Raw genomic sequence first — 15,462 nt, 5'->3', positions numbered from 1 at the left:
CTCGAAGCGACGCCCCGCCAGCGCCATGAACGACCGAATCACGTCGTGGTCGGTCAGCTCGCCCAGCGCTGCCATGATCTCGCCGTCACGGAGCAGCGTGATCAGCGTCGGGTCGTCCACGGCGCCGAGGAGCGCGATCGCGGCCAGCTGCTCCGACGGGGTGGACCCGGCTCCGACCAGGCGCAGCACCAGCACCCGCACGTCGCCGGCCGGCAGCGCGACGTCCGGATCCCCACGCCGGTACCGCAGCGCAAGATTTCGCAGCACGGCAAGGGGCACTGGCCGGACCGCCCGGGATCCATACGCCCAAAAATCAGCATGCGTAAATTCATGATGGCTCAGGTACCGGCCGATTTCCGACAGCTCCACTTGAGTGCCCGCCGCCTGGCTGGGCCCGGTGAGCAGGAACCGTCGATGGCCGTGGTCGCTTTCGGCGTGCACCATCAGCATCGCGGCGTCCGGACCGAACAGCAGCGCACCGCCCTGATTCGCCACCGCGTCCCACAGCCAACTCAGGCCGAGCTCGTGGACCAACCACGGACGCAGGTCCGCCGCCCCGCTCAGCACCGGCACGGCCAGCAGCTCGCTGATCGCGGCGCCGAAAACCGATGAGTCCGGGGCCGGTCGACGGGCCGATAGCCACCACCGACGCGCCGGTGCGATGGCACGCTCGTCGGCCGGGGCCGGATCCGCGCGGCGCAACGCGATGAGTGTGGAAACGCCGTACAGTGCCCGGGTCGCTCTGGCACTCATGGACCGCAGCGTCCGGACCACATCGGCGCCAGCTCCGGTCCCGATCAGGTCACGAGCCTCGGCCTCAATGCTGTCCAATGTGGACGTCGCGGCGGCCGTCCGTGACCGGGCCCACGGCTCGATGTTGGCCCGGATCATCGGCCCGAGCTCGTCGAGACCGGCCTCGGCGCGGCGGGCCAGACCCCGGGCGACGGCCATCAGGCCCGCCACCGTGGGCAGGCCCGCCAGCACCGGCAACGGCAGCGGCACCTCGGGCACCCGGCCGAAATCGGTGACCATCGGCGACCCGGCCGCCGCGAACAACGCCTCGGCCAGCAACGGGCTGTGCAGGAACGCCGAGAAGAGCGAGCCCGGCTCGAGCATCTCCGCCGCGACGGCCGGGGCGAGGTTCAACAGGCCCAGCCGCGCCCACCGCATCGTCAGTGGTTCGCCACGGTCATAGCCGATGGCGGCCAGCTCTGGTGTCGCCAGCGGATCCGCGCCGTCGGCCAGGACCGCCGCGACGTGGTCCAGCAACACGCTCAGCCGGGCCACACTCATCGGCTCGACGGCATGCCGCGCGACCCTGCCGTCCGGAGTCCCCGTCGACCGGGTCGGCACCAGCGCCGCCGCGATCAACGCGTCGTTGAGCAGCGCCACCAGCTCCGGCACGTCCACACCGGCGGCCGCGGCCAACGCTTGCGCCACCAGCTCCAGGCCGTGCCCGATCTCGTCGTTGTCCAGCACCTCGGAGACTCGATCGGCCAGGACGCCACCATCGGCCAGTGACCACAAGCTGTCGACTATGGACGACAGCTGGTGCTCCGGCAGTCGCAGGATTCCCATCGCCGCCATGACGTCGCCGTAGCGGGACAGCAGCCGGCCGGCGGCCGGATCGGACACCCACGCCGGCGCGTCCGCCATCGGTGCGTCCTGTCCGTACACAGAGGACTCGCCGCCGGACTCCTCCGAGTCCGTGTAGGGCTCGCTGTCCGACGCGCCCCCGCCGCCCCGCAGGTTCAGGTCGTCGAACGTCGCGAGACCGTCGTCCGGGGTCACGACCCGGTTCGAGCTTGGTCCGGCCGGGGCGGTGTCCTCCGCAGCGGTGATGTCGCGCAGCGTCCCGTGGGCCCGCACCAGCACGTCCCACGAGCTGCCGTCGAAGGGGTCGATGTGGACCTGCGGGGTTCCGCCCTCGGCGGTGTGCTCCTCGAACCTGCTGTCGTGGCTGATCCGCACCGGCCACCCGAAACGGTCCAGGTCGGCCAGGATGTCCTCGCCGCGGAACCGCTCCAGCTTCTGGTCCAGCGGCGTCGGCCGCCGCGCCGCCACGACCCGGCGCCCGCCGGCCGCGTCCGGCTCCACCCTGGCCCGCACCGTGACGACCTGTCCGTTCACCGTGGCGCGGTACACGCGGTAGCCGTCCAGCATCAGGTCGCGGCGGACCTCCCCGCCGGTGTCGACCACGTGCTGCACGAACTCACGGGCCTTGTCCGCCTCCGTGCGCAGGCCGCGCTCTTTCTGCACCTGGTGCCACGCCTGTCCGAACAGATTGGTCGCCGAGGTCCAACCGACGCTCTTGGCCAACTCGTAGAAGTACCGCACCTCGGCTGGCGACAGGACGTCCCCGCCGACCGCCGGCTCCAGCGGCCGCCCGTCTGCGTCCCGGAGCGGGCCGAACGGCGGCGTCGTCGCGGTGCCGCCGTCGGGCGCCAGCGTCCACCCCAGCGCCTCCAACCGCTGCCGGGCGATCTGGTTGACCGCCTCCCGCGGCGCCCGGTAGAAGTGCACCTGCGCCGACGACGCCGGCAGCAGCGTCATCCGGTAGTCCCCGCCGCGGATCCGCTGCACCTTCGCGTTGATCACGTCCATCGACTGGAAGAACGGCTTGTCGCTGTGCTCGGTCGCGAAGAACGTGGTCAGGTCCAGGGCGCCCGGTACGTCCGAGAGGTTGTGCAGGTTGTCCGTCGCGACGTAGTCGCCCTCCTCATAGGTGGACGCCTCGTAGCGGCCACGCGGCGTGCCGTCCGGGCCGTAGATGAGGAACCCGGTGAACCCCGGCCGGCCGTTCGCGCCGGCCGGCACCGGCTTCGCCGCCGCGTAGGAGCCATCGGCGAACACCCCCACCGTGTACGGCGGCCACACCCCCCGCCGCGGCTGCGCCTGCACCGGATCCGCCAGCCGTTGCGACGGGCCGGGAGCCGAGTGCGTCCGGGATCCGCCGTCGAACGCTTCGGAGTCCGCGGAGGACTCGCTGTCCGACGTGCCTCCGCCGCCCCACAGGTTCAGGTCATCGGGCACCTGCTGGGTCGTCGGGTGGTCGCCGCCGAGCGGCCGCCGGTAGCCGGCCGCCGCCCGCTCGAGCAGCGGGGTGGCCCGGTCCGGATCGCCTGCCTCGCGGTGCACGTCGGCCACGAACCGCATTGCGGCGAGGGTGCTCGCATCGTCCGGCGCTGCCGATGCCGCTGCGACGACGGCATCGAGGTTGCCCAGGGCCATCCGGGTGGCCAGGTGCTCCTTGCCCAACGCCTTCCGGTAACCGTCGAACGCCTCCGCGAGCAGACGCATCGAGCGGGCCAGGTCAACCGGGATCCCGCCACCGGCGGGCGGGGCCTGCTGCGGCGTCGTGCCGGGCAACGGGGAGCGTCCCTCCCCGGGGTTCCAGCGGTACCGCGTGCCGTCGGGCGCGGTGTAGTCGGCGGAAAGCCCCGGACCGGGCCCGTAGGCGGAATCGGGCCCCTGCGCCAGCGCCGTCTCGGCGACGGCGTCGACCCGCCGCAGGGCCGTCGTCAGCAGGCGTCCGTCCAGCGCCGGACCCAGCGAGTCGTCGACCTCGTTGTCGAAGGTGACCAACCGCAGTCCGAGCCCGGCGACGACGGGGCCTCTCCCGTCCACGCCGGTGACCACCAGCGGGGCACCATCCCGGTGACGACCGGCAGGGCTCCCGGCGTCCGCCGCGGCCAGCGGGGAGTGCTGCCGGCGCAGCTCCTGCACCCGCCGGTGGTAGCCGGCGACGACGGGGCCTCGCCCGTCCGCGTCGGAGACCACGGGCGGAGGACCCTCCCGGTGACTACCGGCAGGGCTCTCGGCGTCCGCCGCGGCCAGTGGATACAGCGTCGACAACCGGTGCTGCCGGCGCAGCTCGTGCACCCGCGGGTGGTAGCCGGCGACGACGAACAGCGCGCTGCGGGCCAGACCGGGGCGCTCCTCCAGCAGCGCCTCGAGGCGGGCCACGACCGCATCGTCGATGTCCCGCCGCACGACCGCGTCACCGGCCGTCGGCTGTGGATCGGCCGCGATGACGACCACCGGCCGGCCCTGCGCCAGCGCCGCCTGGTGCAGCTCATCGACGAATGCGGGCGCCGCACCGGGGGCACCCTGGAGATACTCGACCACGCCGGCCGGTGTTCCGGACCGCTCCGACCACGCCTGGAGCCAGGCCCGACTGTCGGCGTACCGCTGTCGGGGAGCGACGATCAGCACCCGCTCGTACTCCTCGGCGCTGATCTGGATCAGGCTCCGGTGGAACGCCCGGCCGTCCGCCTCGGACATGAACTCCAGGCCGACGCCCCGCGCCTCGCCGACGAGGTGCTCCTCCAGCAGCGTCCCACCCGCGATGTCCGGCGGCACCTTGGTGATCGGCCCGAAGAAGACCCTGTGCTCCATGGGCGGGACGTCCTGCCGGAGTCCGCTCATGAAGAAGTCCCGCAACCGAACCGTGTCCCCGCGGCTCGTGGCGATGGTGGTGTCGTCGGTCAGCTCGAACTGGCCGCCGGAGGCGGTGGTGAGCCGGTTGATGGTGCGGTTGGCCGACTCCTTGAACCGTTCCCAGATCGCGTCGGCGTGCTCGGCCAGGAACGCGCGAACGGGTGGCGGGTAGCCCTTCAGCATGCCGGCGAAGGAACCGCGGGCGATGAAGGCCACGAACTGCTTGGGAGCACCCCGCGGATATCCTTTTGCCTTCGCGTACGCCGGCGCGAACGTGTGATGCATCAACCAGGCGGTGTACCCGCTGATCATCTCGGCGGCGACGGCCGCGTCCGGCGCATCGGCACCGGGCTGGATTCCGCGGCTTCGGCTCCACGCCTCGTAGCCGGTGGCGATGCTGTCGCCCGACCGCAGGCTCTCGTCGAGGCTCGTCTTGGTGGGCATGCCCCGCGACTCGTCACGCCACAGCCGCGGCGCCAGGTAGCCCAGGATCCGTCGCAGGCCGCCGCGCACCACACCGACGCTCCAGTGGAACCGGGATCCCTGCAGCGGGCCGACCGGACCCCGCGCCAGCAGGGCCATGTCTCCGACCTTGGAGAAGTTCAAGCCGAGGCCGTCGTACAGCTGGCTCATCAACACCCTGTCGCTCAGGCCGATCGTGGCCGTGCGGCGGGTCATCTCCGCGTAGGCGTCGTAGATCGGCCCCGGCTCGGGCCGGGTCACCTCGTGCACATGCGAGCGAGCGACCCCGCTGACACGTTCCACGACGGACACGGTCACCTTGGCGCCCTCGCCGCCCGCCTGCCTCGCGGAGCCCTGAGTCCGGTAGAACCGCCCCTCAGGCCCGGTGAAGAAGTCGATGCTTTCGTGCTCGAGCCAGAACAGCCCATCGGGACGCCCCGCCAGCTGGCCTTTGCGGGCGCGCGGGCGCCTCAGGCCCTGCGGTGTGTCCAGGAGCAAGACGAAGTCGCGTTGCTCGTCCTCGTTGCCGGTGCCCTCGTAGTGCAGCCCGCGGTCGAGGAGGGCGGCGACGTCGCGTGACGGGGGCGAGGCGGTCATCGACGCGGGGATCGGCAGCGGCGCCCGGTCGCTGCCGTAGAGCCGGGCCCGCAGGTCGAACTGCCGCGCTCCGGCGGCCCGGGCCGGACCGCCGTGCTCGGCGACGTCCAGCAGCGCACCCGCCGGCCAGCGGCCGGGCGGCAGGAGGCGCACGCCGCCCACGCCCGAGTGCCGCGGATCGATCCAGCGCGCCGCGCCGTCGTGGTGCAGCACCACGTAGGCGTGCCCGATCCGGCCCGGCCACGCCTGCATCACGAACCCGAAACTGCCCGGCCGCTGCTCGATGAGCCGATGGATGTCCGCGAAATCGTTCACCAGTGGCCACGTTCCGGGCGTGCCCCAACCGCGCCACACCACGTCGCCGACGTCCCCGTCCTCACGGATCCCGCCGCCGCGCAGCCCGTCGGGGGCCATGACCTCCCGGGCAGCGGCCATCGCCACCACACAGAACTGCTCCGCGGCGAGATCATCATGCTGCGACCACTCCGCCAACTGCCGAGCCGTCCCGTTCACCACCGACACCGGATCCAGCCCGTCCGGGGAAGGACCGGACCTCACTTCAGAGTCCGCATCGGCCCCGCTGTCCGGCGTGCCTCCGCCACCCCACAGGTTCAGGTCGTCGAACGTCGCGAGACCGTTCGGGGCCACGGGCTGGCTCGCGCCCCGGAACACCGACAGCGTCTCCGCTCCCGGCCGGCTGATCACGTCGGCGACCGCGTCTGCCGGGGCGTCGCTGTCCAGATACGCGTTGATCCACAGGCCCTGGCCTGAGGACAGGCTACGCAGGTGGCCGGCCACCGCGTCCAGTTCGCCGATGTTCAGTGGTGCCCGCGGAGAGCCGAGCAGCGCCACGGTCAACGGGCCGGTGATCAACGCGATGTCGCCGCGAAGGAACGCCCAGATGATGTTCTCGGTACCCACCACCGCCTCGAGGGCACGGACCTCGTGAATCTCGGGATAGTCGCGAGGGCGGACGAGCGTGAGGTCGTCCTCCTCCAGCGCCGGACCGGCGGCCAGGGCCCTTCCCTCGACCGTCACGCGCAGGTCCGGGTCTCCGCGCAGAAGGGCGCGCTCGACATCGACCCACACGATGCGGGTCAACCAGGAGACCACGCCCTCCTTCAACACCTGCCGCGCGTGCGACTCGGTGGGCAGCGAGGACCAGTACCGCATGTACTGCGCGGACTGCATCGCGTGGAACAGTTCGTGGACCAGCATGCCGCTGACCCCCACGTTCCAGATCCGCTGTTGTCGCGTGTCCGGATGAGTCACGACCAGTTGCAGGTACACGTGCTTGTCGATGGTGTAGGCCGGCCAGCTACGCTCGGCGGCCAGCACCCGCTCGACCAGCCTCTCGTCCTGCAGGAGCCGCTCGACCGCCAGGAGCATCGCCCGGGACTCGTCGTTGACCGGCCGCTGATCGGCATCGAACTCGATGCGGGCGTGGTGTTCGGCCAAGACCCGCGCCACCCCGTCAGCATGCGACCGGTAGGACAGCAGTGCCTCCACCAGTTCTGCGTGCCGCTGGGTGGCGTCCAGCCCTTCTCGCCGCGCCAGTTCGAACTGGTACAGGTCGTGCAGGGTTCCCGGTGCGCCCGGCCGGTCGGCGACCAGCCGCGGTGCGGTGGCGAGCCGCCCGAACACCTCGTCGATCCACCCGGCGGCGGCCTGGGCGATGCCCTCGGCACGCTCCAGTACGCTCTGCCGGTGCTGGTCCAGGTTCGGGTCGGCGCGCTCAGCCTCCGACCGTGCGACGTCATCCGCCAGGCCGCCGTACACGTACGTTCGCAGGGCGGCTTCCACCCGGGTCTCGAAGTCCGCGTCGACGCCGTGGATGCGCGGCTGGAAGCCGGACGGACCGGCACTCCAGGAAACGTCGATCGAGCGGGCCAGCCGGTCCCGCAGCGCGTCCCCCGGGCGGACGGCCAGGTCCAGCGCGCCTTCCTCGACGGCCTCGGCCGCCACGTCCCGGTGCAGCTCGTCGAGGATCAGGTCGATGCGATCCACGCCGACCCAGGCGCCTCCCATGTCGACGTATCCGGCATCGGCGCCGGCCCGGGCGCGCCAGGCCGCCAACCACCGCCCGACCACAGCCCGTTCACGATCGGGCAGCCTTCGGACGTCGTCGACGAACCGGTCGTTCTCCTCACCGATGAGCAGGGTCAACAGGTGCGGCAGCAGGTCGGCCGCCGCGGCCGGCCTGACCCCCACCGGACGGACGTCCCCGGGCAGGCCGGCCCGCCCCTCCACGAACCGGTCGTCGACGAGTTCGGTCAGCCGGTAGAGGAACACCGGGTCGGCCTCGGCCCGCCGCAGGGCGGCCATCACCTCACCGTCCTGGACCAGTCCGGTCAGGGTGATGTCGTCCATGCCCGCAAGCAGAGCCAGGACCACAGCGCGATCCGCCCGGCCCGGCTCGGGATCGAGCAGTCGCAGGACCAGAGCCCGCAGATCACCCGCCGTCAGCCCGGCGTCAGGATCGCCCCTTCGGTAACGCCGCCCGAGCTGACGCAGGGCCTCCCGCGGCGCCGGACGATACACCCGGGTCGCGGCGCCCGGCAGACCGGCCTGGGTGAGCCCCCGCGCCTTCAGGAACTCTCCAGCATCGGCAAGCCCGACCCACTCGCTCGCCACCTCGCGGGCACCCGTGGCAAGGAACCCCCGCCCGCCCCGGCCGTGGCCCGCCTGCAGGGCCACCTCCAGACCATCACCGCCGCGGACGACCACACCACCCTCATACGCCACCGCGTCCCACAACCACCCCAGTGCCACGTCATCGTCCAGCCATGAGCGCAGGTCGACTGTCTCACCCGGCGTCGGCACAGCCAGCGACGCGTTCATCGCCGCAGCGAGTGCCGAATTCGGCCCGGTCGGACGCTCCCCCGGCGCCGGTACCTCACGCAGCGCGATCAACCCGGCCAGACGGTCCAGAACCCGCGCCGCCTCACCACCCAACGACACCAGCGCCTCAAACGCCGGCACGCCGCGGCGGCTCGCCATGATCTCCCGGGCCGCATCCTCGATCCGGTCCAGCGCCGCGCCCACCTCATCGAGCTCAGCCACAACCCGCGGCGCCACAACGAAATCCTCGCCGCGGTCCGGCCCATCCAGCGGAGCGGCGATCTGCCGGGCCAGTTGCCGCGCCACCATGACGACCCCGGCCACCGTGGGCAGACCGGCCAATACCGGCCGCCACAGCGACGCCTCCTCCAGCGCCGGAATCCCACCCGCCGCGAGCAACGCCTCCGCCAGGACCGGGCTGTCCAGCAACGCCGAGAACAGGCTCCCCGGCGCCAGCATGCCCGCCGCCAACACGGGACTCAGGTTCAGCAACCCGAGCCGGGCCCACCGCCGGGCCACCGACTCGTCCGGCACATACCCCACCGCCGCCAACTCAGGCGACGCCAGAGGGTCGCGGCCGTCGGCCAGCTCCACCGCCACGAAGTCAAGCAACGCACTGAGCCGGGCCACACTGAGCGGAGCGATCCACCGCCACTCCGCCCGCCCGTGCCCGGCATCCGCCGAGAACGTCCTAACGACCGCCGCGGCGACCAGCGCGTCGTTCACCAACGACACCAACACCGACCGGGAACCGTCATCCGCACGGCCGACCAGACCATCATGCACCGCAGCCAGCCCGCGCCCGACCTCATCGTTGTCGAACACCAGCGAACTCCGGTCGGTGAACCCGGCGAAATCGACCAGCCCCACCAACTCGTCCATCGTGGACCGGACCGCCGCAGGACGAGCCAGCACCGGCATGCCGGCAAGCACCTCGTCATACCGCGCAAACAACCCGGCCTCGCCCAGCCGGGCCTCGCTGTTCGGGACTTGCGTGTCGGACGAGTGGGAAGAGGAGTCGTCGGCACCGGATGAGTCCGGGGATCCTGCCCCACCTCGCAGGGTCGGCACGACTCCGGCATGGAGCAAGTCCGGCGGGTTCGGCGTGGTCAGTTGGTCATCCAGCAGTTCAGCGAGCCGAATTTGGAAGATGCGGGCATCGGCCTCGTGGGGGATGGTCCAGTAGGCGACATAGGCGGCGAGCTGGGCGTTGAGGCCTCTCCCGGCCGCTTGCCGGTGTGCGTCGCGGAGATGTGCTGCCCTCTGTGCGCCCGCGCCGGTCATCGAGGTGCGCCAGCGATCCGCTGCGTGCGTCCAGATGGAATCGGTGGCTGGTGGCGTAGCCACGGTCGCGTACTGCAGTGCGTGGACGAGTTCGTGCACCAACGTCAGTAGCAGTCGGCGACGGTCAGCCACGCCGTCGTGGGCCAGCCAGATCGAGGATCCTTCGAGGTGGCCTCGCGCTGCGCGCGACCCGTCGCCGGGACCGGTGTGCAGGCCCGGGCCGTCGGGGTCGTCACCCATGCGCCCGTGCGGCGGGCCATCATCGCTCTCAACAGCCCAATGCACTGTCACCGGTCGGTCGAGACCTGTTGCCTGCGCCCACCAGGCCGCAAGGCGCTGGAGTTCCGCCAGGACGTCATCGTCGGACGGCCCAACTGATGACCCCAGTAACGCCTTCGCCTGATGTGCAAACGCCCTCAGGAGCAGCTCGACCTCATTCGAAGCCGCACGACCGACCACTGACGACACGTCCGAGCCCACCTCGGACAAGGAGAATCCGTCGATGGGATCGGCCATGGCTGCGGGACTGCGTGTCGGTGTGCGGGGCTCGTCGAGTTCCTCAAGAAGGGAGCCCTGGTCAGCCTCGACCGCCGTCGCCTCACCGGCCGGGTTGGGCTGCGCACCGTCGTCCTGCTCGTCGGCGCTGGCAGCCATCCAGTGGTCCCCATGGCCCTGCCACAGTCGCACCGTCCCGCCGCGGGTGGCGGCGGCGAGTATGACCCGGCGGTCGGGTCGCTGCCACCAGGTCAGCGCTGTCACCGGCCCGGTGTGGCCGGTGAGGGGTTGCCCGATCGGGCTGCCGGTGTTCCCGTCCCACAGCCGCACCGCCCAGTCGTCACTGGCGGTGGCGAGTACGACCCGGCCGTCGGGTTGCTGCCACCAGGTCAGCGCTGTCACCGGGCCGTCGTGGAGGGCGAAGGGCTGCCCGATCTGGGCGCCGGTGTCCCCGTCCCACAGTCGCACCGTCCGGTCGTCACTGGCGGTGGCGAGGATGACCTGGCCGTCGGGTCGCTGCCACCAGGTCAGCGCCCTCACCGGGTCGGTGTGGCCGGTGAGGGGTCGCCCGATCGGGCTGCCGGTGTCCCCGTCCCACAGTCGCACTGTCCCGTCGAGGCTGGCGGTGGCGAGGACGACCCGGCCGTCGGGTCGCTGCCACCAGGTCAGCGCTGTCACCCAGCCGGTGTGGCCGATGAGGGGCTGCCCGATCGGGCTACCGGTGTCCCCGTCCCACAGCCGCACCGTCACGTCGAAGCCGGCGGTGGCGAGGACGACCCGGCCGTCGGGTCGCTGCCACCAGGTCAGCACCCTCACCGGGTCGGTGTGGCCGGTGAGGGGTTGCCCGATCGGGCTACCGGTGTCCCCGTCCCACAGTCGCACTGTCCCGTCGTCGCTGACGGTGGCGAGGACCACCCGGCCGTCGGGTCGCTGCCACCAGGTCAGCGCCCTCACCCACTCGGTGTGGCCGGTGAGGGGTTGCCCGATCGGGCTACCGGTGTCCCCGTCCCACAGTCGCGCTGTCCCGTCGTCGCTGACGGTGGCGAGGACCACCCGGCCGTCGGGTCGCTGCCACCAGGTCAGCGCTGTCACCCAGTTGGTGTGGCCGGTGAGGGGTTGCCCGATCTGGGCGCCGGTGTCCCCGTCCCACAGTCGCACCGTCCGGTCGTGGCTGGCGGTGGCGAGTACGACCCGGCCGTCGGGTTGCTGCCACCAGGTCAGCGCTGTCACCTGGTTTCTGTGGCCGATGAGTTCGACCGCCGTCGCCTCACCGGCCGGGTTGGGCTGCGCACCGTCGGCCTGCTCGTCGGCGCTGGCAGCCATCCAGTGGTCCCAATGGCCCTGCCACAGTCGCACCGGCCCGCGGCGGGTGGCGGCGGCGAGTGTGACCCGGCGGTCGGGTCGCTGCCACCAGGTCAGCGCTGTCACCCAGCTGGTGGGGTCGGTGAGGGGTTGCCCGATCGGGCTGCCGGTGTCCCCGTCCCACAGCCGCACCGTCCCGTCGGTGCCGGCGGTGGCGAGGATGACCCGGCCGTCGGGTCGCTGCCACCAGGTCAGCGCCCTCACCGGGTCGGTGTGGCCGGTGAGGGGTTGCCCGATCGGGCTGCCGGTGTCCCCGTCCCACAGCCGCACCGTCCCGTCGTCGCCGGCGCTGGCGAGGATGACCTGGCCGTCGGGTCGCTGCCACCAGGTCAGCACTGTCACCCACTCGGTGTGGCCGGTGAGGGGTTGCCCGATCGGGCTGCCGGTGTTCCCGTCCCACAGTCGCACCGTCCCGTCGTTGCTGGCGGTGGCGAGGACGACCTGGCCGTCGGGTTGCTGCCACCAGGTCAGCGCCCTCACCCAGCCGGTGTGGCCGGTGAGGGGTTGCCCGATCGGGCTGCCGGTGTTCCCGTCCCACAGTCGCACCGTCCGGTCGTCACTGGCGGTGGCGAGGACGACCTGGCCGTCGGGTTGCTGCCACCAGGTCAGCGCCCTCACCTGGCCGTCGTGGAGGGCGAGGGGTTGCCCGATCTGGGTGCCGGTGTTCCCGTCCCACAGTCGCACCGTCCCGTCGAGGCTGGTGGTGGCGAGGACGACCCGGCCGTCGGGTCGCTGCCACCAGGTCAGCGCTGTCACCCAGTGGGTGTGGCCGGTGAGGGGTAGCCCGATCTGGGTGCCGGTGTTTCCGTCCCACAGTCGCGCTGTCCGGTCGCGGCTGGTGGTGGCGAGGATGACCTGGCCGTCGGGTTGCTGCCACCAGGTCAGCGCTGTCACCGGCCCGGTGTGGCCGGTGAGGGGTTGCCCGATCGGGCTGCCGGTGTCCCCGTCCCACAGTCGCGCTGTCCCGTCGTTGCTGGCGGTGGCGAGGACGACCCGGCCGTCGGGTCGCTGCCACCAGGTCAGCGCTGTCACCCAGTCGGTGTGGCCGATGAGTTCGACCGCCGTCGCCTCGTCGGCCGGGTTGGGCTGCGCACCGTCTCTGGCCATCCAGTGGTCCCCATGGTCCTGCCAGAACTCCACCGGCCCGCCGCTGTTGATGGTGGCGAGCCTGACCTGGCCGCCGGGCTGCTGCCACCAGGCCAGCACTGTCACCCAGCCGGTGTGGCCGGTGAGGGGTTGCCCGATCGGGCTGCCGGTGTCCCCGTCCCACAGTCGCACCGTCCCGTCATTGCTGGCGGTGGCGAGGACGGCCCGGCCGTCGGGTTGCTGCCACCAGGTCAGCACTGTCACCCAGCCGGTGTGGCCGGTGAGGGGTTGCCCGATCGGGCTGCCGGTGTCCCCGTCCCACAGCCGCACCGTCCGGTCGTCACTGGCGGTGGCGAGGACGACCTGGCCGTCGGGTTGCTGCCACCAGGTCAGCGCTGTCACCGGGCCGTCGTGGAGGGCGAGGGGTTGCCCGATCGGGCTGCCGGTGTCCCCGTCCCACAGTCGCACCGTCCCGTCGTCGCCGGCGCTGGCGAGGACGACCCTGCCGTCGGGTCGCTGCCACCAGGTCAGCACCCTCACCGGGCCGTCGTGGCCGGTGAGGGGTAGCCCGAACTGGGTGCCGGTGTTCCCGTCCCACAGTCGCACTGTCCTGTCGTCGCTGGCGGTGACGAGGACGACCCGGCCGCCGGGTCGCGGCCACCAGGTCAGCGCCCTCACCGGGCCGTCGTGGCCGGTGAGGGGTTGCCCGATCGGGATGCCGAGACCCCCGTCCCACAGTCGCACCGTCTGGTCGGTGCTGGCGGTGGCGAGGACGACCTGGCCGCCGGGTCGCGGCCACCAGGTCAGCGCCCTCACCGGGCCGGTGTGGCCGGTGAGGGGTCGCCCGAACTGGGTGCCGGTGTTCCCGTCCCACCGTCGCACCGTCCCATCCTCGCCGGCGCTGGCGAGGACGACCTGGCCGTCGAATCGCTGCCACCAGGTCAGCGCCCTCACCGGGCCGTCGTGGCCGGTGAGGGGTAGCCCGATCTGGGTGCCGGTGTTCCCGTCCCACCGTCGCACTGTCCTGTCGTCGCTGGCGCTGGCGAGGATGACCTGGCCGTCGGGTCGCTGCCACCAGGTCAGCGCCCTCACCGGCCCGTCGTGGCCGGTGAGTTCGTCCGCCGTCACCCCGTCGTCCCACTCGTGCCCGATCGATTCGGCCTCGAGGGTTTGCATGAGGAGTGCGTCAGCGGCGAGTGGGATTGCGCGGGCGAAGCCGGTGCCGTTGTACGGATAGGTGTCGGTCACGACCGTGCGTTGCGGGTGCACGTGGAACCAGAGCGCTCCGTGTGGCCAGTCGGGCTGGTTGTCCACGTGATCGTTCAGGACGGACGCTCGGGTTGGGTGGACCACGAGCGCTTCGTCATGGGGTGTGGTGTTGGTTCTTTCCTCATCGAAGTCGGGTACGGGGACGCCTCGGAGGCGGGCCACCTCCGCGTCGAGGCGGTCGGCGGCCTCCTCCAGGTCGTCGAGCCGACCGGCGAGCCAGTCCAGCCGGTCCTCGCTGAGGCGCTGGACGAAATCATCGATCGTCCGCGTCCGTAGTTCCCGCCTGAGCGCACTCAGGCCGGCCATGTAGGGGGAAGCAACTCGCTCCAGCTGATCAAGCACCGTCTGGCGGGCATCCGCGTCGGGCTCGTCCCGAGTCGCCCGTTCGGCGAGCGTGAGTGGACGCAAGCGCCACTCGTGGTTGTCGGTCATGCGCTGCCATCGCCTGCTGAGATCACGTCGAGCGATCTCAGCCTGCCCGGTGGCCTGTGGATCGCTGGCCGGGTGGGTATTTGGGCTGGGTGTGGTGTCCGAAACGGCCGCGTCGATGACGGCGCGGATGTCTCCGTCGTCGATGAATAGGGGGATGTAGTGGCCCGGCCAATAGCCGATGGTGAGCAGCGGCCCGGTGTTGCCGTACACGCGGCTGCGCGCCCATCCCGTCGTGGTCCGGTCGCCGTCGCGCACGGTGACGTGTTCGAAGAGCTGCAGCCGGAACCCGGTATGTTCGGCGAGCATGTCGGGGAAGCGATCCTGCAACGCGTCCGCACCCCGGCCTTGTTGGAGATCGACCAGCACTGGGTGATCGAGGCCGAGACGGGAGCGTAGCTGGTCCAGGAACTGATGGTTCGTCAGCCCCGTGTACAGCTCAGGTGCCAGGTGGGCCATGAGCTGGCGAACGGAGTCAAGCAGGCACAAGTTCCCGGTGCCGTCGGATGTTCCTGGGCGGACGAAGGGCGGCAGGCGCCGGGCGAGCCCGGCAGTCAAAGGGGTGATGCCGTTCTCCCCGATCACCCACTCCGACTCCACGGCCTGCTCTTCGACGCTGAGATCAGGCCGGAAAACGTGGGAGGCAAGGAGAATCATGTTGGTGGCGAGCCACGTCTCGGCTAGCCCGACCCCGCTGACCAGGGAGTACAGAGCCATCGGCGCGGCCGGCACATGGGGTCCGTCCGTCGGCATGCGAACCTGCGTCAGCTCCCCACCGGTCTGCCTGCGTTGCTGGTCAAGGTTTTGAAGCTCCTGACGGGCCAGCGCCACCCGCGCCTCGAACCGTGGCACGGCGGCGGCGAGCCCAACCAGCCGGCCTCCCCACGCCGCCAACTGCTCCACCCGCTGCGCCATCAGCGCGGCGGCATGATCCTCGGGAAGGTGTGACAAGGCCAGCTCTGCCCGCCACTGTGTGACCCTCTGATCCAACCCGTTCTGACCGGCGATCAGCTCATCCCAGGCGAGCAGGACCCGGTACCAACGCTCCACCTCGACCGGATCGACGCTGACCCGCAGTGGCACTGACGCGCTCTGGGCGGGCTGCGGGGCGACGCCGACCTGCGCCGGCGCCGCCTCCGTCATCAGCTCGTCCAGCCCTTCCGGCCACCATTCATCCTCCGCTGAATGCGTCAGCAC

The 15,462-nt window shown here is 71.6% G+C and carries 1 protein-coding gene (cut by a window edge); it reads right to left on the bottom strand.

Annotated elements, in window-relative coordinates; translation table 11 throughout:
- Positions 1–15,462, bottom strand: the start of a protein-coding gene (locus AB0H83_RS34340) for a tetratricopeptide repeat protein (protein ID WP_360102401.1). The gene continues 25,206 nt to the left of window position 1, outside the view; the window shows 15,462 of its 40,668 coding nt (coding positions 1–15,462); its start codon is at positions 15,460–15,462; the stop codon falls past the left edge of the window.

The sequence above is a fragment of the Dactylosporangium sp. NPDC050688 genome (assembly GCF_040654515.1).
Taxonomy (GTDB): Bacteria; Actinomycetota; Actinomycetes; order Mycobacteriales; family Micromonosporaceae; genus Dactylosporangium.
Note: the sequence above shows the minus strand (reverse complement) of the source record. Positions and strands in the feature narration are given on the sequence as shown.